General features: G+C 29.5%; 33 protein-coding genes and 3 pseudogenes. 10 read left to right on the top strand and 26 right to left on the bottom strand.

Features of this window, described 5'->3' with window-relative positions; all coding sequences use genetic code 11:
• Positions 1–17 precede the first annotated feature (17 nt).
• Positions 18–590, bottom strand: coding sequence for a TetR/AcrR family transcriptional regulator (locus AGR56_RS07285; protein ID WP_053241710.1), 573 nt, complete (start codon positions 588–590; stop codon positions 18–20).
• Positions 591–894: 304 nt separating this feature from the next.
• Here AGR56_RS07285 and AGR56_RS07280 point away from each other — a divergent pair, with 304 nt between their 5' ends.
• Positions 895–1,530 carry a flavodoxin family protein gene (locus AGR56_RS07280; RefSeq protein ID WP_053241709.1) on the top strand — a complete coding sequence of 212 codons (636 nt, stop codon included), beginning with the start codon at positions 895–897 and terminating at the stop codon, positions 1,528–1,530.
• A 28-nt stretch (positions 1,531–1,558) separates the two neighbouring features.
• Positions 1,559–2,777 (top strand): annotated as a pseudogene (locus AGR56_RS07275) (MFS transporter).
• A gap of 7 nt (positions 2,778–2,784) precedes the next feature.
• Here the strand turns inward: AGR56_RS07275 and AGR56_RS07270 are convergent.
• Positions 2,785–3,111 (bottom strand): helix-turn-helix domain-containing protein, encoded by a 327-nt coding sequence (locus AGR56_RS07270; RefSeq protein ID WP_053241708.1) that lies wholly within the window; start codon positions 3,109–3,111, stop codon positions 2,785–2,787.
• 127 nt (positions 3,112–3,238) lie between these two features.
• Between AGR56_RS07270 and AGR56_RS07265 the strand changes: the two genes are divergently transcribed.
• Positions 3,239–3,889: a flavodoxin family protein gene (locus AGR56_RS07265; RefSeq protein WP_053241707.1), complete on the top strand. Its 651-nt coding sequence runs from the start codon at positions 3,239–3,241 to the stop codon at positions 3,887–3,889.
• A gap of 255 nt (positions 3,890–4,144) precedes the next feature.
• Here the strand turns inward: AGR56_RS07265 and AGR56_RS21595 are convergent, their stop codons facing one another.
• From AGR56_RS21595 to AGR56_RS07250, 4 genes are all read right to left on the bottom strand, one after another.
• Positions 4,145–4,873 (bottom strand): AI-2E family transporter, encoded by a 729-nt coding sequence (locus AGR56_RS21595; protein ID WP_242851363.1) that lies wholly within the window; start codon positions 4,871–4,873, stop codon positions 4,145–4,147.
• Positions 4,874–5,095: 222 nt separating this feature from the next.
• The gene (locus tag AGR56_RS21590; RefSeq protein ID WP_242851362.1) at positions 5,096–5,296 is read right to left on the bottom strand and encodes a hypothetical protein; all 201 of its coding nucleotides are present in this window, start codon (positions 5,294–5,296) and stop codon (positions 5,096–5,098) included.
• 263 nt (positions 5,297–5,559) lie between these two features.
• Complete coding sequence (locus AGR56_RS07255) at positions 5,560–6,966, bottom strand: 6-phospho-beta-glucosidase (RefSeq protein ID WP_053241706.1); 1,407 nt, start codon at positions 6,964–6,966, stop codon at positions 5,560–5,562.
• A 191-nt stretch (positions 6,967–7,157) separates the two neighbouring features.
• Positions 7,158–7,922 carry a MurR/RpiR family transcriptional regulator gene (locus tag AGR56_RS07250; RefSeq protein WP_053241705.1) on the bottom strand — a complete coding sequence of 255 codons (765 nt, stop codon included), beginning with the start codon at positions 7,920–7,922 and terminating at the stop codon, positions 7,158–7,160.
• Between the two features lie 134 nt (positions 7,923–8,056).
• On the opposite strand from AGR56_RS07250, the gene AGR56_RS07245 reads away from it, so the two are divergent.
• The gene (locus tag AGR56_RS07245; RefSeq protein WP_053241704.1) at positions 8,057–9,436 is read left to right on the top strand and encodes a radical SAM protein; all 1,380 of its coding nucleotides are present in this window, start codon (positions 8,057–8,059) and stop codon (positions 9,434–9,436) included.
• 24 nt (positions 9,437–9,460) lie between these two features.
• Here the strand turns inward: AGR56_RS07245 and AGR56_RS07240 are convergent, their stop codons facing one another.
• On the bottom strand, positions 9,461–10,018 hold the full coding sequence (locus AGR56_RS07240) for a hypothetical protein (protein ID WP_053241703.1): 558 nt from the start codon (positions 10,016–10,018) through the stop codon (positions 9,461–9,463).
• A 20-nt stretch (positions 10,019–10,038) separates the two neighbouring features.
• The gene (locus AGR56_RS07235) at positions 10,039–10,356 is read right to left on the bottom strand and encodes a hypothetical protein (protein ID WP_053241702.1); all 318 of its coding nucleotides are present in this window, start codon (positions 10,354–10,356) and stop codon (positions 10,039–10,041) included.
• 177 nt (positions 10,357–10,533) lie between these two features.
• On the opposite strand from AGR56_RS07235, the gene AGR56_RS07230 reads away from it, so the two are divergent.
• From AGR56_RS07230 to AGR56_RS07225, 3 genes are read left to right on the top strand one after another with little or no spacing between them, the layout of a single operon-like run.
• Positions 10,534–11,055 (top strand): response regulator transcription factor, encoded by a 522-nt coding sequence (locus tag AGR56_RS07230; protein ID WP_347460438.1) that lies wholly within the window; start codon positions 10,534–10,536, stop codon positions 11,053–11,055.
• Complete coding sequence (locus tag AGR56_RS23340) at positions 11,021–11,233, top strand: winged helix-turn-helix domain-containing protein (protein ID WP_347460522.1); 213 nt, start codon at positions 11,021–11,023, stop codon at positions 11,231–11,233. The genes AGR56_RS07230 and AGR56_RS23340 overlap by 35 nt, the downstream gene beginning before the upstream one ends.
• A gap of 13 nt (positions 11,234–11,246) precedes the next feature.
• Complete coding sequence (locus tag AGR56_RS07225) at positions 11,247–12,215, top strand: histidine kinase dimerization/phospho-acceptor domain-containing protein (protein WP_198149972.1); 969 nt, start codon at positions 11,247–11,249, stop codon at positions 12,213–12,215.
• 586 nt (positions 12,216–12,801) lie between these two features.
• Here the strand turns inward: AGR56_RS07225 and AGR56_RS21585 are convergent.
• Genes AGR56_RS21585 through AGR56_RS21580 form a run of 3 tightly spaced genes read right to left on the bottom strand, consistent with a single transcriptional unit; the run spans position 12,802 to position 13,591 of the window.
• Positions 12,802–13,287 (bottom strand): amidohydrolase family protein, encoded by a 486-nt coding sequence (locus tag AGR56_RS21585; protein ID WP_242851361.1) that lies wholly within the window; start codon positions 13,285–13,287, stop codon positions 12,802–12,804.
• On the bottom strand, positions 13,281–13,403 hold the full coding sequence (locus AGR56_RS22670) for a hypothetical protein (protein WP_278279588.1): 123 nt from the start codon (positions 13,401–13,403) through the stop codon (positions 13,281–13,283). The genes AGR56_RS21585 and AGR56_RS22670 overlap by 7 nt, the downstream gene beginning before the upstream one ends.
• Positions 13,388–13,591 carry a hypothetical protein gene (locus AGR56_RS21580; protein ID WP_242851360.1) on the bottom strand — a complete coding sequence of 68 codons (204 nt, stop codon included), beginning with the start codon at positions 13,589–13,591 and terminating at the stop codon, positions 13,388–13,390. The genes AGR56_RS22670 and AGR56_RS21580 overlap by 16 nt, the downstream gene beginning before the upstream one ends.
• A 148-nt stretch (positions 13,592–13,739) precedes the next feature.
• Between AGR56_RS21580 and AGR56_RS07215 the strand changes: the two genes are divergently transcribed.
• Positions 13,740–14,069, top strand: coding sequence for a helix-turn-helix domain-containing protein (locus AGR56_RS07215; protein WP_053241700.1), 330 nt, complete (start codon positions 13,740–13,742; stop codon positions 14,067–14,069).
• Positions 14,070–14,157: 88 nt separating this feature from the next.
• Here AGR56_RS07215 and AGR56_RS07210 read toward each other — a convergent pair whose 3' ends face one another.
• The 11 genes and pseudogenes from AGR56_RS07210 to AGR56_RS07165 form a co-directional block, all read right to left on the bottom strand.
• On the bottom strand, positions 14,158–15,012 hold the full coding sequence (locus AGR56_RS07210; RefSeq protein ID WP_053241699.1) for a Cof-type HAD-IIB family hydrolase: 855 nt from the start codon (positions 15,010–15,012) through the stop codon (positions 14,158–14,160).
• Between the two features lie 11 nt (positions 15,013–15,023).
• Positions 15,024–15,797 (bottom strand): MBL fold metallo-hydrolase, encoded by a 774-nt coding sequence (locus AGR56_RS07205; RefSeq protein WP_053241698.1) that lies wholly within the window; start codon positions 15,795–15,797, stop codon positions 15,024–15,026.
• A gap of 161 nt (positions 15,798–15,958) precedes the next feature.
• Positions 15,959–16,216 carry an LUD domain-containing protein gene (locus AGR56_RS19435; protein WP_084757138.1) on the bottom strand — a complete coding sequence of 86 codons (258 nt, stop codon included), beginning with the start codon at positions 16,214–16,216 and terminating at the stop codon, positions 15,959–15,961.
• On the bottom strand, positions 16,183–16,611 hold the full coding sequence (locus AGR56_RS07200; protein WP_053241697.1) for an NUDIX domain-containing protein: 429 nt from the start codon (positions 16,609–16,611) through the stop codon (positions 16,183–16,185). Before AGR56_RS07200 ends, AGR56_RS19435 begins: the two co-directional genes overlap by 34 nt.
• A gap of 147 nt (positions 16,612–16,758) precedes the next feature.
• Positions 16,759–17,106: a NifB/NifX family molybdenum-iron cluster-binding protein gene (locus tag AGR56_RS07195; RefSeq protein WP_053241696.1), complete on the bottom strand. Its 348-nt coding sequence runs from the start codon at positions 17,104–17,106 to the stop codon at positions 16,759–16,761.
• Positions 17,087–17,576 (bottom strand): annotated as a pseudogene (locus AGR56_RS07190) (DUF134 domain-containing protein). Before AGR56_RS07190 ends, AGR56_RS07195 begins: the two are co-directional and overlap by 20 nt.
• A 333-nt stretch (positions 17,577–17,909) precedes the next feature.
• Complete coding sequence (locus AGR56_RS07185; RefSeq protein ID WP_198149970.1) at positions 17,910–18,248, bottom strand: protease inhibitor I42 family protein; 339 nt, start codon at positions 18,246–18,248, stop codon at positions 17,910–17,912.
• A 201-nt stretch (positions 18,249–18,449) separates the two neighbouring features.
• Positions 18,450–18,691 (bottom strand): annotated as a pseudogene (locus AGR56_RS07180) (zinc ribbon domain-containing protein).
• 173 nt (positions 18,692–18,864) lie between these two features.
• On the bottom strand, positions 18,865–19,257 hold the full coding sequence (locus tag AGR56_RS07175) for a hemerythrin family protein (protein ID WP_053241694.1): 393 nt from the start codon (positions 19,255–19,257) through the stop codon (positions 18,865–18,867).
• Positions 19,258–19,347: 90 nt separating this feature from the next.
• Positions 19,348–19,944, bottom strand: coding sequence for a TetR/AcrR family transcriptional regulator (locus tag AGR56_RS07170; RefSeq protein WP_053243290.1), 597 nt, complete (start codon positions 19,942–19,944; stop codon positions 19,348–19,350).
• 78 nt (positions 19,945–20,022) lie between these two features.
• Positions 20,023–20,946: a bifunctional helix-turn-helix transcriptional regulator/GNAT family N-acetyltransferase gene (locus tag AGR56_RS07165; protein WP_053241693.1), complete on the bottom strand. Its 924-nt coding sequence runs from the start codon at positions 20,944–20,946 to the stop codon at positions 20,023–20,025.
• A 193-nt stretch (positions 20,947–21,139) separates the two neighbouring features.
• Between AGR56_RS07165 and AGR56_RS07160 the strand changes: the two genes are divergently transcribed.
• Entirely contained in the window at positions 21,140–21,550 is a 411-nt protein-coding gene (locus AGR56_RS07160; RefSeq protein WP_053241692.1) for a flavodoxin, read from the top strand.
• Positions 21,551–21,725: 175 nt separating this feature from the next.
• Here the strand turns inward: AGR56_RS07160 and AGR56_RS07155 are convergent, their stop codons facing one another.
• The 3 genes from AGR56_RS07155 to AGR56_RS21570 all read right to left on the bottom strand — a co-directional run bounded on the left by AGR56_RS07155 (position 21,726) and on the right by AGR56_RS21570 (position 22,464).
• On the bottom strand, positions 21,726–21,974 hold the full coding sequence (locus AGR56_RS07155) for an SHOCT domain-containing protein (RefSeq protein WP_053241691.1): 249 nt from the start codon (positions 21,972–21,974) through the stop codon (positions 21,726–21,728).
• 71 nt (positions 21,975–22,045) lie between these two features.
• Positions 22,046–22,246 carry an Lrp/AsnC ligand binding domain-containing protein gene (locus tag AGR56_RS21575; protein ID WP_242851359.1) on the bottom strand — a complete coding sequence of 67 codons (201 nt, stop codon included), beginning with the start codon at positions 22,244–22,246 and terminating at the stop codon, positions 22,046–22,048.
• Positions 22,247–22,254: 8 nt separating this feature from the next.
• Positions 22,255–22,464 carry an AsnC family transcriptional regulator gene (locus tag AGR56_RS21570; RefSeq protein WP_242851358.1) on the bottom strand — a complete coding sequence of 70 codons (210 nt, stop codon included), beginning with the start codon at positions 22,462–22,464 and terminating at the stop codon, positions 22,255–22,257.
• Positions 22,465–22,567: 103 nt separating this feature from the next.
• On the opposite strand from AGR56_RS21570, the gene AGR56_RS07145 reads away from it, so the two are divergent.
• Positions 22,568–23,320 (top strand): MBL fold metallo-hydrolase, encoded by a 753-nt coding sequence (locus tag AGR56_RS07145; protein WP_053241690.1) that lies wholly within the window; start codon positions 22,568–22,570, stop codon positions 23,318–23,320.
• On the opposite strand, the gene AGR56_RS07140 is transcribed toward AGR56_RS07145, so the two are convergent.
• Positions 23,317–23,631: a hypothetical protein gene (locus AGR56_RS07140; protein WP_053241689.1), complete on the bottom strand. Its 315-nt coding sequence runs from the start codon at positions 23,629–23,631 to the stop codon at positions 23,317–23,319. The two genes, AGR56_RS07145 and AGR56_RS07140, sit on opposite strands and share 4 nt — an antisense overlap.
• Between the last annotated feature and the right edge of the window lie 330 nt (positions 23,632–23,961).

Raw genomic sequence — 23,961 nt, 5'->3', positions numbered from 1 at the left:
AGAAACCAAACCGATTTCTATTTTATGCTCTTAAATACATAGATTACTAGTTTTTTTATAAAATCCTCATCTACAATATCTCCTGTTATTAATAATCTATAGAATAATGGACCGAAAATTAAGTCTATAACTAATTCTATATCTAAATCCTTCCTTAGTTCTCCTCTTGAAATTCCACGCTCTAAAATATGTCGTGAATCAAGTCTGCGAGGTTTAAAATATATTGTACGATAAACTTCAGCTAGCTTTTTATCAAATTGACCTTCTGCTATTATCTCATTAATTATCTTCCCCTCACGACTAATTAAAAATTTCGCTAAATTATTTACTTGAATTATCATATCATTAATAGTTGATCCCGTATTAGGTATTGGAAGTCTTTCAACAGCAGCGTCAAAAAAAGCATCCATAACAACGGCAGCTTTATTTGACCACCATTTGTAAATAGTAGCTTTACTAACTCCAGCTTTTTCAGAAATCTTTTCAATTGTAACAGCTCCAAAACCATTTTCAAGTAATAAGTCATATGCAGCAGTAAGGATGGCCTTTTTAGTTTTTTCGCTGCGTGGACGTCCTAATTTTTTCTCCATCATAGTTACCTCCATTGTAATTAATCCTTAACAGTATACTTAATAAACTATACGTATATTATACTATATATTTTTTTCTTTTAAACATAGCTAAACGTAATAAAAGGATTTTTGTTTTAAATAAAAAAAAGTATTTACAAAACTGAACGTTTAGTATATTATATATTTATAAACTAAACGTTCAGTTTTATAAACTTGTTTTACTATTTTAACCAAATACTTAAAATAACCATCCTTAGTGATATCAACTATACAAACTCAACAAAATATGCAAACATTATTAAATATATGAGGAGGAAATTTAATGAAAGTTGTAATTTTTAATGGAAGTCCTAACAAGTCAGGTAATACTTACCATGGAATAAAAATGGTTGCTGATGAACTCCAAAAAGAAGGAATTGAAACAGAAATAATTCATGTAGGGAATAAATTTATAAGAGGATGCATTGCTTGTGGATACTGTACAAAAAATAAAAATGGAAAATGCGCCATTACTACTGATCTAGTTAACGATTGGATTGAAAAAATGAAAGATGCCGACGGAATAATCTTAGGCTCGCCAGTGCATTATTCAGCAATTGCTGGAACAATGAAGTCATTTTTAGACAGAGCTTTTCGTGTGGCAGAAGCTAATGACAGTATGCTCAGACATAAAGTTGGAGCTGCCGTAGTGGCAGTAAGGCGTACAGGTGGAACTTCAACATTTGATCAATTAAATAATTACATTAATCATTCTGAAATGCTCATCCCTACTTCAAACTATTGGAATATTATTAATGGAAGATTACCAGGTGAAGCAATGAAAGACGAAGAAGGAATACAAATAATGAGGATATTAGGTAAAAATATAGCCTGGCTTATGAAACTTGTTGAAAATGGGCGAGGAACTATAAAAGAACCAGAAATGGAAAAAAAGATCTTCACTAATTTTATTAGTTAAACTATTTAATCTAAGGAAGTGATTTATAATGTATCAATCAAATAACACGGTTACAAAAATAAATTCATCAATAAATAATTTTGAGGTTAAACCAATACTAACTAATTTATTAATTTTAGTTATGTCCATAGCCTGTGGACTTACTGTAGCAAATTTATATTATATACAACCACTTTTAGCTGATATAGCTAAAAACCTTTCATGTAAGCCAATTAAACATAGGCTTTGCAGCTACACTTACACAAATAGGTTATGCAGTTGGAATGATATTTATATTGCCTTTAGGAGATATAAAAGAAAAGCGAAAATTAATAATAATAATGCTTTTATTCTCGATGCTCTCACTTATAAGCATGTTCTTCTCTTCAAATATATATGCTCTGATATTTTCTTCCTTTGCTGTTGGATTTACTTCTATTATTCCTCAGCTTATTATTCCTTTAGCCGCTGAGCTGTCAAATCCACAGCAAAGAGGACAAACAATTGGTACAATAATGAGCGGCTTATTAATTGGAATATTGCTTTCTCGTACAGTCAGCGGCATATTAGGCGGCTACTTAGGCTGGAGAACAGTTTATATTATTGCAGCAATTATGATGTTTGCTCTTATGCTTCTTCTTAGGAAATTAATCCCCATATGTGAATCCGTTTCTGACATTAAATATACTAAACTTCTGAAATCAATGATACTCTTAATAAAAACTGAACCAATTTTAAGAAGAGCTTCTATGAATGGTGCATTAATGTTTTCAGCTTTTAGTGCCTTTTGGACATCACTTATATTCTTACTTGAAAGCTCTCATTACAATATGGGAGCTGAAGCAGCAGGTTTATTTGGGTTAGTTGGTATCAGCGGCGCTCTTGCTGCTCCAATAGTTGGAAAAGTATCTGACAAAAGGGGTTCAAGATTTACTATAGGTATATGTATAATCGTAGTTATACTTGCTTACTTATCTTTCTTTCTATTTGGCTTTAAAATTTGGGGACTTATTTTAGGAATTATTCTTCTAGATTTAGGAGTACAATCCTGTAATGTCTCTAACCAAGCAAGAGTTCATTCCTTGAACGAAAAAACACGTAATAGACTTAACACAATTTACATGGTTAGTTTTTTTCTTGGAGGAGCATTAGGTTCATTTTTAGGTTCCTATAGCTATTCACATTTTGGATGGTATGGAGTTTGCATTTTTGGAATAGTCACTCAAGTTATAGCAATTATTCTACACACTACTGAAAAAAAAGTATAAAATAAATCTATTTTTTAATATGCTCATTACCCCATTTGCTCATAAGTTCAAGAATTGGTATTAATGACATTCCTTCCTCTGTTAAGGAATATTCAACCTTGGGCGGAACTTCATTATATTGTTCTCTATGAATTAGATTGCTGATTTCAAGTTCTTTTAGCTGTGCACTTAATGTCTTATGAGCAATAGGTTCTAAACTATCTCTCAATTTATTATATCTTATTACCTTAGCTTTATATATTTTCCACAATATAATCCATTTCCACTTTCCCTCAACTACAGACATCGTATAGCGCATTCCACAAGTACCATATTTATCTTCAAAACTAATCATAACACTGCTCCTTTACTAACATTGTTGTTACCATATAACAAATAAGTGCATACTTACTTATTTTTTTATCATGATATATAATTTATAACATAAAGTCAATTAAACATACAATATGGAGGTAAAATTAATGAAAGTAATTGCAATTAACGGAAGTCCTAGAAAAAATAAAAATACAGCTACTCTTCTTACTAATGTTCTAGACGGAGCATCTTCATGTGGTGCCGAAACAGAGCTTATTCATCTTTATGATAAAAATTATAAAGGCTGTGTAAGTTGCTTTGCCTGCAAACTAAAAAATGGTAAAAGTTATGGAAAATGTGCCTTAAAAGATGATTTAACACCTATTTTTGAAAAAGTTTCAAATGCTGATGCAATTATTTTGGGCTCTCCAATATACTTACACTCAGTTACTGGAGCTATGAGATCCTTCTTAGAAAGACTCATTTTTCAATACCTAGTTTATGATAAAGATCATTCAAGTCTTTTCCAAAGAAAAATACCAGCCGGATTTATTTATACAATGAATGTAACCAATGAGCAATTTAAAGCTGGATATGAAGATGATCTAAAATCTCTTCAAGCATATATAGAGAAGACCTTTGGTTCTTTTGAATCCTTAGCTGTAAATGACACATACCAATTTAATGATTATTCAAAATATGTTGCCCCACTATTTGATGAAAAGAAAAAGAGAAAAGTTAGAGAAGAACAATTTCCAAAGGACTGTCAAAACGCATTTAATATGGGCGTAAGATTTGTTAAACAAGCTAATGAATAAAAAGGAAACATATAATCTTATATACATGGATTTTACTTATAGATATCATTTTTAATTATTTCAGCTCCTACTAGTACAACTTCTTAGATTCTAACAAATGGAGCTGTCGCGCTAATAATTATTTAATATGTAATTTAAAAATATCGTGAACTCTGCTGATCGCTTCCATGCCTCTTCCATAGGTTTATTAAAATATCATGAACCTTCACACACAATTACATGTGGTTACTCAAGTAAATTTGCAATTTCAAAACACTATTCTATTTTTAAAGATTTTCGCTCTAATCTAGTATATACCTCTTTGCGAAATAAAACATAAGCTACTGAAAATAGGGGAATAGAGATAATCATGCCCGCAACTCCCAAAATTTTATCTCCTAAAATTATTGCTACTAATACCAAAATAGATGGTAATCCCACAGAATTCCCCACAACCTTTGGATAAATCAAATTATCTTCCAGCTGCTTAATTATTGCATAAACAACTATAAAAACAACTGCCTTTATAGGATTAAATATTAAAAGCAATAATACGCTTAAGACAAATCCGATAATTGAGCCTATCATAGGTATAATTGAAAAAACTCCTATTATTATACTAATCACAATTGCATATGGAAGCCTTAAAATTGTCATTACAATAAAAAACGTAACTCCCAAAATTGCCGATACAGTACATTGTCCGGTAATAAAATTTGAAAAGGTATTATTCGTAAGTTTTAATATTTCTAACATGAAGTCCACTCTTTCCTTTTTAAAAAAAGCATATAATACCTTTTTAATCTGAGTGCTTAATTTCTTCTTTTGTGCCAATATGTATATGGAAAATACAAATGCTAACACAAATTCTACAGTAGTACTAGCTAAAGCAGTTGCCGCTCCTAAGGTTGACATAAGAACTGAACTAGCTCCATTAAAAACAATTGATTTTACCCTGTTTAAAGTTCCATTCCAATCTATATTCATATTATTAACTAAGTTCATTACATTCTTAGATAGCCAAGTATTGCCGTTCAGAAATTTTTTGGAAGGCTATTTCAGAATTATTAAAAGTTTTTGGCAATATTTTAATAGTTTCAACTATATTGGGTATAATTATAGCAGAAACCAATACTAAGCCACCTAATATAAGAAGACATGAAACCACTATACTAATGCCTACATTAAATTTTCTAATTATTTTGCCTATTCCCTTTTCCTTCCAATTCAATAACTTTTGGGAAAAAACGTAACTGGTATATTAAGAATAAAGGCAATGCATCCACCTAAGATAAACGGAAAAAATAATTCATATATCCTATTTAATATTCCAATAATATCCTTGCCATAATTAAATGAAATATATAATAAAAATGCTGCAATTATTAAAGTAGCAATCTTACTTCTAATTTTCTCTTCTAATTTCATAATGCTTTGCCTTCCCTCTTTAATAGCTATTTCTTATTATACTAATAACTATATCATCCTTTGCAATTTATGTACACAGCTATTTAAATTACAAAAAAACTCCTCATTGTAATATTCAATAGACTTATTACAAGAGGAGCTTTCATCTTTAAAATGTACTTACTGCTTAAAGCTTTATCAACATTCTTTTGTAACCTAAGCAAAATAACACGCAACCTTATGCTTCTTTGATATTTCATTAAAAGCTAGTCACAATAATATACTTAAAGTGTTTCTCCGTTGCTTTCAATTACTCTTTTATACCAATAAAATGATTTTTTCTTACTTCTTCCTAAAGTTCCTTTACCATCATTATCTTTATCAACATAAATGAAGCCATAACGCTTTTTCATCTCACCCGTTCCAAATGACACTAAATCTATGCATCCCCATGGCGTATATCCCATTAAATCAACACCATCAATTTCAACAGCTTTTTTCATTTCCTTAATATGTTCACTTAGGTAAGAAATTCTATAGTCATCATTGCATGAGTCATCTTTTTCTTTTACATCGACTGCACCAAATCCATTTTCAACAATAAATAATGGTTTTTCATAACGCTCATATAATGAATTTAACACATATCGCAAACCAACAGAATCAATTTGCCAACCCCAATCACTAGCTTTTACATACGGATTTTTGATTTCATTTGTATTGTTCTGATTATCAGCCTTTACTGTCTTTGACATATAATAACTAAATCCAATATAATCAACACAGCCATCTCTTAAAATTTGAGCATCTTCTTCTTCCATTTTAATATTATAGCCATTTCTTTCCCAACTCTTAAGCGCATAGCTTGGATAATATCCTCTGCAATGAACATCTCCAAAAAGATATATATTATGCATTGATTGCACAGAAAGCATTACATCTTCCGGATTACAAGAATATGGATACACTGGCACACACGCAAGCATACATCCCACCTTAAAATCTGGATTTATTTCATGAGCCTTTTTAACAACTAAAGCACTAGCAACAAGTTCATGGTGCACTGCTTGATATGTTACTTCCTCTCTATTTTCACCTTCTTTGAATATAATACCTGAATTAGTAAATGCAAATAAATCCTGCTCTGTTTGTGTTTGATTGTTTATTTCATTAAATGTCATCCAATATTTAACCTTATTCTTATAACGTTTCATAACAGTCACAGCATATCTTACAAAAAAATCAATAACTTTTCTACTTCTCCAACCACCATAATTTTTAACTATTCCATAAGGTATTTCAAAATGTGATAATGTGATTACAGGCTCGATTTTATACTTAAGCATTTCATCAAACATATCGTCATAAAATTTCAAACCTTCTTCATTAGGCTCCATTTCATCACCATTTGGAAAAATTCTACTCCATGCTATTGAAGTTCTAAAACATTTAAATCCCATTTCAGCAAATAATTTAATATCTTCTTTATATCTATGATAAAAGTCAATTGCTTCATGGTTAGGATAGTTTAATCCCTCAATTACTCCATCTGTAATTTTTCTTGGCACTCCATTTGCTCCTGCTGTCATTACATCAGCAGTGCTTATTCCTTTACCGCCTTCATTCCATCCGCCTTCTAATTGATGCGCTGCAACTGCTCCACCCCATAAAAAATTCTTACTAAATGCCATATTTTATCCTCTCCTTTTAAGCTATCATATACAAAAATAATTTATCTTTTTAATTTCTGCTTCAAATTTTCTGTAAAGCTTTTTCTAAAGCATATTATAAAACTAAAAAATTCTCTTGTAATCATTTTAAGAGTCTAAAATAACAGGTCTTATTTTTTGTATATTGTAACAAGAAAAAAACATATTGTTTTTTATTCGTCAATATTATTTATTACTTTATATTTTTGTTTTACTATACAATTGTTATATAATCTCTTTCCTACAGTTTCTATAATATAAATTGGTGGTAAATGACTAGTTACATCCATTAGTCCTACCTTCTCTTCTGGTATATAATATGAAATATTGAAGTTAGACATCCTCGCTATTGTACTGTTCGCACTATTCGTTATACTTGCTATCCTACATTTTTGTTTTTTAAATATATTTATAGCATTTATAATCTCTGGTGTTTCACCTGATACGGATAATACTATAACTAAATTATTTTTATAATACTCACAGTTTACAGGAAATAATAAGTCATCTATGTAAACAGCGAATTTTCCTATTGAAGCCATATATCTGGCCCCATATTTAGCAACTATTCCAGATAAACCTCCCCCTATAAATATTAAATTTTCAGCATTATTAATTAACTCACATAACTCATTTACCTTTCCATCAAATCCGGGATCCGCCATTCTCTCAAAATTATCTAATATGACCGATACATCTTCATTTACTTTTTTATTACAATTACCTTCCATGTACATCTTAAACTTCAATTTGAACTCTGAAAATCCAACACAATTCACTTTTTTACAAAATCTTAAAATAGTGGTTGTTGAAACATGTGCTTCATTAGCCAAATCTCTTATCTTCATATACATTACCTTTTCACTATTTTTCATTATATATTCATATAAAGATAATTCTAACTCATTTAAGTTTTGTATTACTTCATATTCAAACATAACTTTCTTCCCCTCCGTTCCATATCCAATCAAAATATAAAGTTTATATATAGTAGAATTATACTATATTTTATATATATAAATTTAAATGATTAAATTACTTTGTAAGTTTTTTTAGATAGAGGAGGAAAATTATGAAATTAACAGAATCCTTAGAAAAAGGGATGAAAGAATCACTTATAAAAGTTATAATATCCTATATAGATAAAAACCCAGAAAAAAATGTAAATAAAATTTTTGGTATTGTAAAAAGTGCCATTAAGGATCCTTACTCATTATCACAAATCGATACTGTCCTAAACTATTATAATACCAATAAGAGTGTACATGAATATATTCAAAACATACTTAAAACCGTAAATAAAAAGTGTCTCAAAAAGTTCTTTGTAAACTTTCTATCAAATGGCGTATGGTATGGCATGTCTAAACGTGATAAATACTTGAATGATGAAAATATAAAAATTCCTTTCGTAATTCTTTTAAGTCCATCAATGAGATGCAATTTAAAGTGTACTGGCTGTTACGCTGGAAATTATAGCAAAAAGGACGATATACCATTTAAAGAAGTCGATAGAATTATAGAAGAAGCAAGAAACCTAGGAACATATTTTTTTATAATTCTTGGTGGAGAACCTTTTATAAATAATTACATGCTTGACATCTACCAAAAATATAACGATTGCATGTTTGTCCCTTTTACCAATGGAACTCTTTTTACAGAAAACTTAGCTGATAAAATACAAAAATTAGGGAATGTAGCACCAATGTTTTCTCTAGAAGGTTTTGAAAAGGAAACTGATGCTAGAAGGGGCAAAGGTACTTTTAATAAAGTAATGCACGGAATGGACTTACTCCGAAAAAGGGGGATTGTTTTTGGTGTATCCTCTGCAACGTCCACTCATAATTTTGAAACCGTATCATCAAAAAAATTCATACAAATGCTAATTGACAAAGGTTCAAAAATAAGCTGGTATTTTATTTATATGCCTGTAGGCGTTGGTGTGGATGTAAAAAATATGCTTACTCCTACCCAAAGAATTGAACTTGGAAGAAGGACAAGAGAGATTAGAACTACAATGCCATATTTTTGCATAGATTTCTTTAACGATGCTCCTTACGTTGGCGGATGTATAGCTGGTAAGTATTACTGCCATATAAATGCAAAAGAAGATGTAGAGCCATGCATATTTTCCCATTTTTCATCCTTTAATGTAAAAAATCAGCCTCTTTTAGATGCATTTAAAACTCCATACTTTAAGGAATTAAGAAAAAGACAACCTTACAACAAAAATCTCTTAATGCCATGCATGATGATTGATAATCCTACAGTTGTGCGTGAAGTTGTTAAAAAGACCAATGCTAAACCTACGGATGAAAGTGCTAACAATATGATTAGTAATCCTGAATTCATGAAAGAGCTTGATGAACTTGCCGCAAACTTTAAGCCAGCAGCAGAAAAAGCCTGGAAGAAAGACTTTAACTGTGCTGGAAATTACAAAATGTCAAAGGGATAAAATAGTCTTACAGCAACATAGATATTAATTTGCAGCAGAATCTGAAACAGCTGTTTGAAGTTCACTAATTAGTTTATCCATATCAGCACTTAAATTTGTAAGATCAGTTGTTCTTGTATTTTGAGTGGCTATTATACTGCCAAATTGTGATTCTGCTGCTTGATAATCCTTATTTTTAATGTCACTTTTTATAGTCGTATAATCCTGTTTAATACTTCCATTAAGTGTTTGCAAGGAAGCTATATCATTGTCTATGGTTTGCAGCTCTGTTTGTATGCTAGATAAATCTGTTGAATTTAATTGTTTTCCACTTTGCTTTATGTTTTGTATTAAACCTTTAATAGTAGCTTTTTTCTGAGCTATAGCTTGTCTTAAATTTTTATTAGTCTGATAATTTTGCTTAACTGTATCCTTTTTTGATGAAATATCACTTCTATATTGCTGTAAGGCTGCTTTATTAGCTTGGTTTTGCTGCTGCTTTAATAAGCCTCCTCCAAAATTAGGTGTTTTTGCATATACCGCTGAACTAGGTAATATAATTGCCATTGCAATTACTGCTGAAATTAATTTTTTACTATTCATTCAATTCACTCCTTATAAAATTAATTTATATTATTTATTAACGACTCAGTTTGATTTATATTATTAGAGTCATCTGAAGCATTTAAAGCAGAATTTAATTTATCCATAGATGAATTAATACTTTGCATAGAAGCCGACGTATTCTTACCTGCAGAACTATAATTAGAGTTTACAGCTGAACCTACATTATTAGAGGCTGACTTTCCATAATTATTGCTAACTTTAACCGCCCCAGTTTTTGCATTATTTGAAGCTGGTGAAAAAGCAGATTTTTTACTACAGGCAGCTACTACAAAAATCAAAGATAAAATTGGGATAACAATTAAAATTTTTTTCATATTATACTCTCCCTTACTGTGATGTTAATGCTTATGAAACAAGTTTAACATTTAATTTTGGGATAAATCAGAGATAAATTGTGGCGAATTTGTGGCGGAAATATGGTGGTAAATATAGAAACCTAATAATGTGTTATAATCAATTTAATATATAACACCTTTACAGGAGGATTATTTATGCCGAAAAAACTTATCTATATTGCAGATGACGAAATTAAAATACAAAAATTAATAGAAATGTTTTTAGTAAAAGAAGGCTATGAGGTAATTACTTATTCTAATGGAGAAGATTTATTAGAAGCTTTTAAAGAAAAGAGGGCAGATATGCTCATCCTAGACATTATGATGCCTGGCATTGATGGTCTGGCCTTATGCGCAGAATTAAGAAAAATCAGCAATGTTCCTATAATAATTATTTCAGCAAAAGATAGCGAAACGGATAAAATAGCAGGACTAATGCTTGGAAGTGATGATTATATGACAAAACCCTTTAGCCCCGTAGAATTAGTACTAAGAGTAAAGAAAATATTTAGACTCATTGATGTTAAAACGGAAGAAAGAAAAGATAGCAATCTTTTAAAAATTCTAGATGTGAACATAAACATTGATAGCAAGACTGTTTACTGTAATGGTAAAAAATTAAAATTTACACCCATAGAGTTTAATCTACTACTATATTTGGCACAAAAATTTAAATAAAGGCGTTAGCAGAGAAGAGCTTCTAAATAAAATCTGGGGATTTAACAGTGATGTAGATACTAGGGCAACAGATGATATGATGAAAAGAATAAGAAGAAAACTTGCAGAAGCAGATTCTTCCTTAAAAATAGAAACTTTATGGGGCTTTGGATTTATGATTTCAGATGAAAATAGATGAGAGGATTAAGTTTATGAAAAATTCTAAAAATAGTATAAAAAAAAGAATCTTTCTTTCACACATGCTTGTAATCAATATATGTATTATTTTAACCTTAATTGTATTTATTATATGCTTTAGATTATTTATAAGATCTCAAACTAGGCGTCAGCTTATTTCAGCAAAAAAAATATTAACTCAAACAATAACTGAAAATTTAAATAGAAATAATACAAAAAATATAGACGATAACGAAATTACGAAAAATGCTTTAAAAACTGAAAATGCCCTAAAAAACGTTCAAACTTATGCTACTATAAATTATGCACTTGTAGATAAAAATGAGAACTTGCTTTCTATTAAACCAAATAAAAATCAAAATAATTTTATCGAAAATAAATTATTGCCAGCAATAAACAGAAAAAAACTTTATAGACAAACTTCAAACAACACTGCTGTGTTTCTAATAACAATAGGTAAAAACAGATATGAGGTGACAATTTCTCATATAAGCTTACACAATGGTCAAAATACATATTTAATAATATATTCTGATTTATCAAAGAGCCGTAGTTTAACTAACATAGTCGTATTAATGCTACTTTTGATTCTACTAATTTCCGCTGGTTTTGGAATAATAATTTCCAATAACGTAGCTGCTAGAATTTCTGATCCAATCTATAAATTAATCAAATATGCAAAAAAGTTAGGTGAAAGAAAATACGACACTGCAATAGAAGAATATAATAGCGATGAAATAGGTGAATTAGCAGGCACCATGCACTCCATGGCTAATAAACTATCTGCCTATGATTCAACAATTAAAACCTTCCTTCAAAATGCATCTCATGAGCTTAGAACCCCTCTAATGTCAATACAGGGCTATGCTGAAGCAATAAAGTATGGCGTTGCAAAAGAGGAAGGTGCCGTTGATATAATTATTGAAGAAAGTAAAAGACTTTCAGAACTAGTAGAAGATTTTATTGTTTTTGTCAAAAATTGATTCTACACAAGAAGCTTTTAAAACTGAAAATGTCAATATAGCAAATACAATAAAAATAGTATAGATAAAGTAAACGGCATAGCAGTAAAAGAAGGAAAATCAATAAAATTTTCAACTAAAAGTGATACTGATATTATTATCTCTGGTGATAGTGAAAAGCTTACTCGGGCAATTATAAATATCTTAGGCAATTGCTTAAGGTATTGCATAAAAAATATCGATGTAGTTTTAAGTAAAGCTGAAAATAAAGTCATAATAGAAATTAGTGATGATGGTTCTGGCTTTGAAGAGGCTAGTATTGAGCACTTATTTGATAGATTTTACAAGGGCAAAAACGGAAACCACGGTCTTGGTCTTGCAATAACTAAAAGCATTATTGAAAGACATAATGGAAACATAATAGCTAAAAACAAAGAAGCTGGCGGTGCTGCATTTCTAATATACTTGCTTTGCAAATGATTTATCGAATAATACAGAATACAGTGGCGGAGAAAAAACATCCTTCACTGTATTCTGAGTTAAATTCCAGTTTGTGTGTATGAATATAAAACTTACCATTTTCAAGTTTTATGTTACCTAACTATACTTATATGCCTAACTTCACAAGTCTTGCTGCATTTTCTCCCATGACTTGCTTTATAACTGTTTCATCAGTGCAAACACGTTCTATAGCAAATTTCTCTATAGCTAAATCTCCAAATGGAAGATCGGTACTAAATAGACATCTATCAGGCAATTCTTTTATTACCATGCTTAATTGAATTACAGCATAAAATGCCGATAAGTCTATGTAGACATTCTTGACTTCCTTCGTCATTTTAATAGTATCAAGCCAATTTAAGCCACCTAAATGTCCTATCACTACTGGAACTTCACTATACTGCTTTGCTAAATTAAATATACCCTTTAAATCATTTAAATCCAAAGGCCAAAACGCATGAATCCAAATTGGTAGATTTGAGAACTCATGTGCTGCTTTAAAAATATTATTTAAATCTTCAACTCTACCATTGCCTATAGTAACTTCACCAATACCCTTAAAATTATTATTCACTACATATTCTTCTACCATGAAGCTGTTTTTTCATAATCAAAACCTGCTGGTACATTTCCAAAGCCATAAAATCTTGATGGATATTTTTTAATAATCTCATATTGCCCTTTAATTGAGTTTATTTTAGTAGACATAGAATTTTTTTACCCAAAATAATATCATATAGCTTATTTAATTCTTTTTCATACTCTTCTAAATTTTGTGCCAATTCAGGATGCATAGAAGTAGAAAATAGTATTGTTTTATCAATTCCTGCCTCATCCATAAGCTCTATATGTTTTTCCACTGGTAGCACAACATGTGCATGACTATCAATTATCATTTATATCACTCCTACAACTTATTTCATGTAGAAGTATACCATCCATAAATTTTAAATATAAGTACGCACAAATTTGAAATGTAATATCAAAAATGATACTATTACGGTAGAATAATAATTTCAACATAAAAAATATTGGAGGGTAAAAATGGCAAAATCAAAAAATTTAATCGATAGTTGTCCAATGGATATAACTATTAATATATTAAGTGGAAAATGGAAATTATCAATTTTATGGCACTTATCTCAAAATATTGTTAGATTTAATGAACTTCAGCGATTACTTCCAAATATAACACAAAAAACTTTAACAATGCAGCTTAGAGAGCTAGAAAAATCCGGAATAATATACAGAAAGATTTATGCTGAAGTTCCACCAAGGGTTGAATATGGATTAACCCAGGTTGGAGAAAGTTTAAATCCCATACTAAGCTCTATGTGTGAATGGGGAAAAGATTATAAAAAAATTATGAAGTAACATACTTTTATACGCTTGGCTCTTCACATAAGCTTATTATCCTTCTAAAGCAAAATAGAATTACTTCCAATAATAAAATCCATAAATACTATTTAACATTTTCATTTAATATAAATTTATTTATAACCTTTGCCACACCATCATTATCATTGGTATCTGTAATATAATCAGCTCTTCTTTTTATCTCCTCTGAAGCATTTGCCATTGCAACTCCAAGCCCGCCATATTCTATCATAGACAAATCATTTTCACTATCTCCAATGGTAATAATCTCTTCTCTTTTTATATTATAATAATTGGTCAAAGCTTCAACTGCCTTCCCTTTTGAAACAAGCTTTGCTGTAATTTCAATGTTATGTTTAGACGAGCTTACAACTTCAATATCATTTAGTTCCTGCAATTCCTCCTTTAAAGCACTGATTCTTTTGGTATTTATATGTATAATCTCGCATTTAATAATATCCTTGTAGTTCTGCTCAAGTTTTTTTATAAGTTCATCATTATTTTTCATATATTCCATATTAATTTTACCCTCATTAGCTATACTCATAGATTTTAAAAACAATTTATTTACAAGCATGTAGACAAATTTACTTCTACAAATAAAGCTATTAGGCGTATTAAAATTAGTTTTAACCTTATGCTTATTACATATATTGATTATTGTCCTTATATTTTCGATACTAAGACTTCTTTTATAAATCACGCTGTCCTTATCATTTTCCTTTATAATAGCTCCATTTGATGCAATAACAGGAGATGATTTTACACCAATAAGCTTCGAATAAAAAGCAGCATTTTCATATATTCTACCAGTAGTTATTACTATATTAATTCCTAATTGGTGTGCCTTTTTAATGGCATTTTTATTAGCCTCGCTTACAGTTTTTTTACTGTTTAAAAGAGTTCCATCCATATCAATACATACTAATTTATACTTCATTTGTTATTCTCCTATAAATATATATTAAACTCGCCAAAACTAAATATTCCAGTGCCATGTTTAAGCATATTTTTATTTTCAATATGTTTAAATGCTTTTTTAATTTTACATATTAAATCAACCTGTATATTTATATCATTATGTGCCGGTAATATCTTTGCTATTCCCTTAAGTTCGCTAATTTTATCAATTGATTTTTTAAAAAGTACAGGATCTGTAGTTGGATAAAAGGCATATAAAGTTCCTTTATAGATTAAATCTCCTGTATACAGATAACCCCTATCCTCCTCAAAAAAGCAAATATGCCCTGGAGAATGTCCTGGAGTATGAATTATTTTTACCTTTCTTTCATCGATATCAATAATATCATTGTACTTTAATATCTTGTCCGGTTTTCCACTATAAATTTTATAATTATCTATATTAAATTCTATCGGCGGCTTTTTAGTAAAAGGTTCTCTCATAATATTATTTTTAACAACATGAAGTGGAATATCGATGCCATTTTTTAGCCAATTAACTTCATCCTTGTAAACATAAATAGTATCAAATAATGCATGCCCACCTATATGATCCCAATGCACATGAGTAGTAACTACTATTATAGGCAAGCTAGTTAATTTCTCAACCTCTTTCTTTATGTTGCCAATCCCAAGACCTGTATCAATTAAAAGTGCATTATTTTTACCTATTAATAAATAAGAATGAACCTTTTCCCAGTGTCCATATTCACTTATAGCATAGGTTTCGTTGTCTATTTTCTCAATTGTAAACCATTCATTCACTATTGTTTCTCCAATCGATATATTTTATTTTTTTAATACTAGCTACTTTAATTATTAGCTAAGTATATGGTATAATTTTCATAAAAAACAGTTCGAGGTGTAATATGAAAAATTCATGTACATGTCCAAAATGCAATTGAAATAATATAATAAACTATCTTCTAATGATTATCCTCTATTATCGAGAGACTATTACATACTCTTTCAATTGATGAGCAATCAACACACTTTTTTAACATAACACAAGGAGGGTTAAAACCAACTTTTTCTGCATTTAATGGATATTCTATGCCTTTAACCCTTTTTACTCCTTCTTGCCAGGTATCAGCAACTTTATTAACTTCAACAACTATAATGATTTTATCTAGACAAAAAATTATTACAGCTACTTTGTTACTACTGTGAATTTCATGACCCATTTAAATAAAATTGGCTGGATTTCTGGATATGTAAGTTTTTCTGGCAAATAGTCAAATAATTTAATTTCTCCAATTTCAAAGTCAGGCAATTCTCCTAATTCTTCAATATTTGCATAATACACTCTACCATAATCTTGAGGTTGTCCTTCTTTTTTTACAGAATAATCACACACAGGCTCTATTTTAAATTTAACCGCTCCAGTTTCTTCTTTCAATTCTCTTTCTGCTGTTTTACCGATATCCTCGCTTAGTTCTCTATGACCACCTGGAATTTCCCATGTTTCTCTTTTTTTATGCCTTACATATACAAATTTGTTATTAAATTTTGAAACTATAACTGCAAACTTTAATTCTTTATCTTCAACAATTCCCAATTTATATATTTCAGTTTTCAATTAAGCTTCTCCCCTTTCCAAGTCTTCTTTAAAATATAGCCAATAATCTCCATAGTAATTTATACCATTATTATACCATTATTTTTATAAAAAATTTCTGATATATAAATTTATATACCAGAATCAAACTTTACATATAAAAAATATTTAGTGATCACAATGATGATTGCACATTACATCTTTATCTTCTAAACCACCATTGATATAACTTTCCATAATATCTTTACATTCACCCTGTGCACCTTTTATAATCTTAAAGCCTTTACTTCTCAAAGCCTCTAACGCACCTGATCCTATGCCTCCAGTTATAACTACATCTACGTTATGTTTAGCGAGCAAATCTGCTAAACCTTCATGTTGATGTGCAAGCTCTACTGTTGACACTTCCTCAAGCTTTTCGATTTTATCATTTTCTATTGTTCCAATCATAAAACCTTTACTCTTACCAAAATGCTGATTCAGCGCACTTCCATTATTAGGTATTGCTATCTTCATTTAAATTTCCTCCAATACATTCATTATTTTTGCACCCCTTATGGCATACCTTATGACAGAAGTCACTCTTTTTACTACACATAACTTCTTTTGAACCGCATGATGGACATATATTTTTATCTTCCTCATACTTTATTTCATAATCCTTGCCGCAAGCTGTGCATCTAAACTTACATAAATTTCTTGTATAATTTCCACCACTTATATTTATTGCCTTTCCTTGAGTTAATGCCAAAGCAACTTTTTTTTCTTGCACTGTCTATTATATTTTGAAAAGTCTGCCTTGAAACATGCATTCTTTCTGCACATTCTTCCTGATTTAGCTCCTCTATATCCTTAAGTCGCATAGCCTCAAGCTCTTCAATTTTTATCAATATTTCTTGAAGCTCACATTTTTTTATTCCCGCTGGCAAAAAATATGTATATTTAGGCAAGCTTTCAACTTTTCTATATTTAATTGGTCTTGGCATTTGAATTTCCTCCTTAAATATAATTGCATTTGCCATTATTATATATTTAAATTAAGTTATTGTCAAATGCCAATTACTATTTATTTAATGCTGTTACTTCGCCAAATCAAGAATACAAGTTAAATTTTTCTCCAATATCCTACGAAAAATACATTGTAATCATGGTCAATCAATGAAAGCCAATAATACCTTGCTTAGATAATGTATTATAAATATTCACACCTAAAATTCCGTAGGCACGAAGAAATTTTTTCCTTGTACTACCGTGAAAGCCAAGTAACAATGCTGAAGGAATTTTTTAATATGAGGAAGTATTGTTACTTGGCATTCTTTTTATATTACATTAATTTCGTATATTATTTCTTTATCATTAGGATCTGTAGAATATGCTCTACCATACTTAAATATTATTGAACCTCTTCCCGTATCTACCGCTCTTATAATCCATATAGACTTGCCTGGCGACCCGACATTTCCTGTATTGGTTGGCAAATAAAAACTTTTTATAACTTTATATATTCCCGAATTATCTGTAATCACCCTCCAAGAATAGCCCGTGGACGGATTATCATCTAAAATTATCCACGCATTTTCCCCTATCTTCATAATATTAACACCACTATCGGTAAGCAATGTATCATAGGCTCTTTTTATTCTGTGAAAGTTACTCATACTATAAGGATAATACATAATTACTCCTTAATAAAACTATAATATCAATAACCATTATATTTTACACTTTAGCTTGTGTGATTAATTTATATAATCTGTAATACCAAGTCTATTTCCAAATGGATCTTCAAATTCCAGCGACATACCATCGTCTTTAACATCCTCTAAATTGTTAACTCTAAAAAAAATCATCATAACTTCTCATTTCAATCCCTCCCAAGCTGGAAGCTTAGCCATCATTTCCTTTGCAGTTTTATTTGCTACCTTCCTATCAATTCCTTGAGTCTTTACAATAAACTCAGTCATACCTTTGAGTTTTTCCTCGTAAGACTGCATAGTTCCATCTGCTCTCATGCAATACTTACAATAATTTTTAGATTCATCCCCCATAGCATAATCTTCTTTTTGTTCATAGGCATTCCACATGCAATACAAATTTTCATAATTTTAAATCTCCTCTTACCATTTAATTAAATTATATTTCATTGACTTATAGCTCATTGACTATAAAATCATTTTATTCTTTATAGACTAATATGTCAATATTAAATAAAAAAAAACTAAAATAAAAACCATCATCAAGTTTCATTTTAGTTTCTCCATTGATTATTTGTTACTACGCCTTAGCTATTTGAGTATCTTCTTTTTGTATATGCAGGCCAATCCAGCTGACTACAAATTCTAATAAATTTAATATAGCTTCATCCTGACTATTATCTATCTTTTTCAAATCAAATTTATTAATTTTTTCAATAAAATCATCATGGGCTACTTTTTGAGATAAATATTTTCTGTATCCTATACTTTTCATGTACTCTTCTTCATATTGAAAATGATACTTAGTATAATCCTTTAATTCCTTAATTATTGCAACAATTCTATCATACTTGTCTATTAAAAATTGATCCTTTAGAAGCTTATAGGCTTCATTTGCAATTTCAAATAACCTCTTATGTTGTTCATCTATTTTTTCTATTCCTATAACGTATTCTTCGCTCCATTGCACCATTTAATTATTCCCCCTTATAATACAATAATTATTTTGCTTTGTTTTAAACAAATGTTGACTTTTACACTTATTTAAAACGTAGCCATTATTTTAAATTTTTTTGCATTCAATAAGCTTCATAAAATCATTAAGTAATTCATCTCCATATCTAGCTATTACAGATTCGTCCGGTGCAAATAAATCACTATTTACTAAATAATAATTTATAAGTCCGTTCCAGGTATTAAATAAAAAATAAATTGGAAGCTTAACAATTTCTCCTTTATTCATCTCCTCATTTAAAACCTTATTCAAGTGAAATGATATGCCAGATTGAAGAGATATAAACGTAGTTCTTGAAGTTTCTGGAAGCAATCTAATTTCCATAACAAGCCTTGTATAAAAATCCTCAAATTCCTCAATTCCTTGAAGATGTGCACTAAGTACCTCCCTAATACCCGAACAATTTTCAGCAAGCTCATGTATACGCTTAACCATTCTCTCATCAAAGTTTTCAATTACCGCAGTTATAAGCTCTTCTTGAGTTTTAAAATGAGCGAAAACAGTACCATGTGAAACCCCTGCTGCCTTAGCTACATCCGATGTTCTAGTGGCCATAATTCCTTTTTTCCCAAATTCATAATAAGCTGCCTTAAGTATTTTTTCCTTTGTCTGTTCCTTTTGAATTTGCCTCTGTGTTACTTTCATTTTATCGACCTCAAGTTCATTGACTTCAAAATCATTATATATTTCATAAATTTCCATGTCAACAAAAATATTATATTTTTAAAGAAATAAGTCCCATTTTTCTTCTAAAACCTTTTCGTTCGTCCATTCCGTATTTTCAACTGTCTCAGTAAGCTTAAAACCATAGCTCGCATAAATATGTCTTGCAGTTTTTAATATATTGGCTGTCCATAAAAAAATATGTTTATAATTTTTTTCTTTACAAAAATTTAAAACAACTTGAACAAGTTTACGCCCAAGTCCCTTTCCTCTCATTTCTGGTTCAATTAAAAACCATCTAAGCTGTGCCGTATAATCATTATCAGTTTTAACCGCTGCAATTACCCCAACCTGCTTTCCATTATATTCTGCAATCCATATATTCTCTTTATTCTCATCATGATTTTTATTAAATTCTAGTAGATATTTCTCAACATAATTTGCAAATTCCTCAAAAAATCCATATTCCTTTTTATATAATTCCTCATGTCTCTTTATTATGTAATCTATATCACTCTCATCATAATTTCTTATAACAATACTATTTTCTTTTTTATCCAGCAGATTTTCAATGCACTGCATTGACTTCATCAGCATTTTCTTTTCATTAAGGCTTAACGGACTTAAAATGTTTTCCACTTGGCTATTTGATTTCTCTTCAAGCTCTCTTAAAACATCTTTTCCTTTTAAAGTCAAATTTAAAAATGTAACACGCCCATCTTCTAAAGATTTTTCTTTTATTATTAAGTCATCAGCTTGAAATCTTTTTAAAATTCTACTTATATATCCTCTATCAATACTGAGATTTTCAATAAGCATATTAGCAGTACACTCACTAGTTTTATAAATTTCAATAAGTACACGCGCTTCTGTTAAAGAATAAGAACTATCTAATATACATTGGTTTAATAATCCTAAAATATTTGTATAAAATCTACTAAATTTTCTTACCTCAAATATGATGTTACTTTCTAATCTTTCCATACAATATTCACCACTTTCATAAATTATTATAAATATAATACAAAATTTAATTGACTTAGTCAACTATCTTTTATAAATATTTTATTTGAAATACAATACAAAATATAAAAAATATGCTATACTTTAATAAATAATAATTATTTTTCTATAATCATAATTATCAATTGGAGGGTTTTAAAATGAAAAAGTTTGTATAATTTATCAAAGTCAAAGTGGAAATGTTGAAGTTCTAGCAAACGAAATATTTAACGGTGCAAAAAAGGCAGGGGCAGATGTTTCAATAAAACTTGTTTCTGAGGCTACCAACGAAGATGTTTTATCTGCTGATGCTGTAGCTTTTGGAAGTCCATCAAAAAATGGCAATAATATCGATCAGCAAGAACTTGCTCCTTTTTTAAAAGAATTTAAATTAATTCCTAACAACAATAAGCCGGTTGTATTATTCGGTTCTTATGGATGGGATAATGGAGAATTTATGAATAAATTTAAAGCTTTAATGAATGACTATGGTTTTAACGTTATTGGAGCTCTTGCAGTTAATGAATCCCCAAGTAATGAAGAAATGCAAAAAGCACAAGAGTTCGGAAAACTGCTAGCGAAATAAAAATATTGCGAAACAGCATTATTTCAGAACATTAAATAAAATTGATGAATCCAAAGGATAAATTCCTATGATTTGTTAATTTCACATTTCTTATGATTTATATTTAAATAGAATAAAGAGTACAGCGCACATGAAAATCATTTTTTACTGTACTCCCTAAGTCTATTTATTATTCTTAATTTTTAAGAATTTGTTTCTTTTTACTTGAATACTCTTCTTCACTTATTTCACCTTTAGCAAATCTTTCATCTAATATTTCTATAGCTTTTCGTGAATTTACGTAAGAATTAAAGCTTAATTTTTTATCACTATTTACTTTATATATAAAATATACTATTAGCACTATTATTGTAAGTATTGGAATCATCATAAAAAAACTAGGTCCTCCATATATACCATTAAAACCAAAACCTCTGCAAATCATTTAAGACACCTCCGTAATTCTTATTTTGTTCTAATTCTATTAAAATAATATGTAGAAATTATGTAGATGTATCACTTTATATTTTCTATAGATAAATTTACTTTATAATTACCATACTGTAAAATTTCATCCAAAAGCTTAGTAAGCTCTTTGTCATCTGAAACAGCCACTTTAAGCATGTAGCAGCCGTCACCACTTATCCTACTTGCTTCAATTATAAGAGGATTATTTAGCACATATTTTTTAAATTCACTATGATTAGATGATTTCATAAAAACAGTTATAAAGCAATTAAGCCTTTACCAAGCTTATGTAAATTTACTTTCAAAGTATATTCCTCTATAATATTCAATTTTTCCATTTTATTTATTCTATTTTTAACTGCTTGTCCTGTCAAATGAACCTTATCACCAATTTCTTGCCACTGCATACGTGAATTTTCTATAAGTAAATCTAAAATTTCCATATCAGTTTTATCAAGCATATCCATTTAAATCCTTTCATGATTAAACTTTTTTCACTAATACTCTTTAACGAAACAATTAATGATTATTATATACTAAATATATATGAAAATCGAGGAGTGATTATATATGAAACTTCAATTAATACGCCATGGAACAGTAATTATTTATTTAAACAATAAAAAAATACTTATTGATCCCGTATTAAGTCCTAAAAATACTATGTCGCCAATTCCAGATGTTGAAAATCAAAATTTCAATCCGCTAGTTGATTTACCCATAAAAATTGATGATATTATTAACTGTGATGCTGTTCTTATAACCCACACTCACGAAGATCACTTTGATAGTAATGCTGCAAATGTACTACCAAAAAATATTCTTATGTTTTGTCAACCTGAAGATAGATTAAAGCTTGAAACCTTAGGTTTTTCAAATGTACATGCAATTTCTGATTTCTGCACTTGGAATGAAATAACTATGAATAAAACCAACGGTGAGCATGGTCACGGAGAACTTGCAATTAAGATGGCACCAGTATCTGGATTTGTTCTTTCCTGTAAAAAAGAGCCATCCATTTATATTGCTGGTGATACAGTATGGTGCAGCAAAGTAAAAGAAGCAATTGAAAAGTTTAAACCCGAAATAATGGTTTGCAACTGCGGAGGTGCTCATTTTTCCTTTGGTGAACCAATAACTATGACAGGAAAAGATATAAGCGAAATATCAAATAATTTTCCTCATATAAAAATCGTTGCTGTCCACATGGATTCCTGGAATCACTGCAGCTTCTCCAGAAAAGATTTAAAGTATTATATAGATAAAAACCATATTAAAGCATCTGTAATTATTCCAGAAGATGGAGAAATATTAAACTTTTAAACTAAAATATAAATTATAATAAATGCAATTGTAACAGAAGCAAAACCAAAGGTATTCAAATACCTATAGTATAATGTTTCTACAATTGCATATACTGAAAAAATAATTAATGACTCAAAAATCATCCAATTAAAATACTTGTGCATTATAAATGAAATTAAAGAAACAGTTAAAAACATAATTCCAGATAAAAGCATACATATAACTTTAAATTTCATATTCTTATCAGGCAAATTATGTGGAATTTCTTGATGCCACTTTCTTGCAAGCTTTATCCCATTTTCGTTAAATAGAAATTTCCATTGTATCAAAAGCTAATAAAAAGGCTCTAAATATTTCCTGCTTCCATGTCATATTTATTTCACCTCTGATAAATTGCTTATAATTTTTTCAAGCGAAGTTTTTAATATTTTTTGATTATCTTCACTAATACCTTCCAGAGCTTCTCTAGCTACTTTATTAAACCAGAGATACAAGGAATATAAATATGTACAATATTCTTATAAATATAAAAACACTTTAATATAAGTCAAAGAAGGATAATGGAATTACAAGTTTTAACACCTAAAATTCCGTAGAAACGGAGGAATTTTTTCCTTTCACTACCTTGGAAGCGAAGTAACAATGCTGAAGGAACGATT

It is taken from the genome of Clostridium sp. DMHC 10 (genome assembly GCF_001270375.1).
GTDB lineage: Bacteria > Bacillota > Clostridia > Clostridiales > Clostridiaceae > Clostridium_S > Clostridium_S guangxiense.
Note: the sequence above shows the minus strand (reverse complement) of the source record. Positions and strands in the feature narration are given on the sequence as shown.

Excerpts from the sequence above, each read along its gene's own strand:
- AGR56_RS07285 (WP_053241710.1), bottom strand. The coding sequence starts at position 590 with ATGGAGAAAAAATTAGGACGTCCACGCAGCGAAAAAACTAAAAAGGCC.
- AGR56_RS07280 (WP_053241709.1), top strand. The coding sequence starts at position 895 with ATGAAAGTTGTAATTTTTAATGGAAGTCCTAACAAGTCAGGTAATACT.
- AGR56_RS07270 (WP_053241708.1), bottom strand. The coding sequence starts at position 3,111 with ATGATTAGTTTTGAAGATAAATATGGTACTTGTGGAATGCGCTATACG.
- AGR56_RS07265 (WP_053241707.1), top strand. The coding sequence starts at position 3,239 with ATGAAAGTAATTGCAATTAACGGAAGTCCTAGAAAAAATAAAAATACA.
- AGR56_RS21595 (WP_242851363.1), bottom strand. The coding sequence starts at position 4,873 with ATGAACTTAGTTAATAATATGAATATAGATTGGAATGGAACTTTAAAC.
- AGR56_RS21590 (WP_242851362.1), bottom strand. The coding sequence starts at position 5,296 with ATGAAATTAGAAGAGAAAATTAGAAGTAAGATTGCTACTTTAATAATT.
- AGR56_RS07255 (WP_053241706.1), bottom strand. The coding sequence starts at position 6,966 with ATGGCATTTAGTAAGAATTTTTTATGGGGTGGAGCAGTTGCAGCGCAT.
- AGR56_RS07250 (WP_053241705.1), bottom strand. The coding sequence starts at position 7,922 with ATGTTTGAATATGAAGTAATACAAAACTTAAATGAGTTAGAATTATCT.
- AGR56_RS07245 (WP_053241704.1), top strand. The coding sequence starts at position 8,057 with ATGAAATTAACAGAATCCTTAGAAAAAGGGATGAAAGAATCACTTATA.
- AGR56_RS07240 (WP_053241703.1), bottom strand. The coding sequence starts at position 10,018 with ATGAATAGTAAAAAATTAATTTCAGCAGTAATTGCAATGGCAATTATA.
- AGR56_RS07235 (WP_053241702.1), bottom strand. The coding sequence starts at position 10,356 with ATGAAAAAAATTTTAATTGTTATCCCAATTTTATCTTTGATTTTTGTA.
- AGR56_RS07230 (WP_347460438.1), top strand. The coding sequence starts at position 10,534 with ATGCCGAAAAAACTTATCTATATTGCAGATGACGAAATTAAAATACAA.
- AGR56_RS07225 (WP_198149972.1), top strand. The coding sequence starts at position 11,247 with ATGAAAAATTCTAAAAATAGTATAAAAAAAAGAATCTTTCTTTCACAC.
- AGR56_RS21585 (WP_242851361.1), bottom strand. The coding sequence starts at position 13,287 with ATGGTAGAAGAATATGTAGTGAATAATAATTTTAAGGGTATTGGTGAA.
- AGR56_RS22670 (WP_278279588.1), bottom strand. The coding sequence starts at position 13,403 with ATGTCTACTAAAATAAACTCAATTAAAGGGCAATATGAGATTATTAAA.
- AGR56_RS21580 (WP_242851360.1), bottom strand. The coding sequence starts at position 13,591 with ATGATAATTGATAGTCATGCACATGTTGTGCTACCAGTGGAAAAACAT.
- AGR56_RS07215 (WP_053241700.1), top strand. The coding sequence starts at position 13,740 with ATGGCAAAATCAAAAAATTTAATCGATAGTTGTCCAATGGATATAACT.
- AGR56_RS07210 (WP_053241699.1), bottom strand. The coding sequence starts at position 15,012 with ATGAAGTATAAATTAGTATGTATTGATATGGATGGAACTCTTTTAAAC.
- AGR56_RS19435 (WP_084757138.1), bottom strand. The coding sequence starts at position 16,216 with ATGGGTCATGAAATTCACAGTAGTAACAAAGTAGCTGTAATAATTTTT.
- AGR56_RS07195 (WP_053241696.1), bottom strand. The coding sequence starts at position 17,106 with ATGAAGATAGCAATACCTAATAATGGAAGTGCGCTGAATCAGCATTTT.
- AGR56_RS07185 (WP_198149970.1), bottom strand. The coding sequence starts at position 18,248 with ATGAGTAACTTTCACAGAATAAAAAGAGCCTATGATACATTGCTTACC.
- AGR56_RS07175 (WP_053241694.1), bottom strand. The coding sequence starts at position 19,257 with ATGGTGCAATGGAGCGAAGAATACGTTATAGGAATAGAAAAAATAGAT.
- AGR56_RS07170 (WP_053243290.1), bottom strand. The coding sequence starts at position 19,944 with ATGAAAGTAACACAGAGGCAAATTCAAAAGGAACAGACAAAGGAAAAA.
- AGR56_RS07165 (WP_053241693.1), bottom strand. The coding sequence starts at position 20,946 with ATGGAAAGATTAGAAAGTAACATCATATTTGAGGTAAGAAAATTTAGT.
- AGR56_RS07155 (WP_053241691.1), bottom strand. The coding sequence starts at position 21,974 with ATGATTTGCAGAGGTTTTGGTTTTAATGGTATATATGGAGGACCTAGT.
- AGR56_RS21575 (WP_242851359.1), bottom strand. The coding sequence starts at position 22,246 with ATGAAATCATCTAATCATAGTGAATTTAAAAAATATGTGCTAAATAAT.
- AGR56_RS21570 (WP_242851358.1), bottom strand. The coding sequence starts at position 22,464 with ATGGATATGCTTGATAAAACTGATATGGAAATTTTAGATTTACTTATA.
- AGR56_RS07145 (WP_053241690.1), top strand. The coding sequence starts at position 22,568 with ATGAAACTTCAATTAATACGCCATGGAACAGTAATTATTTATTTAAAC.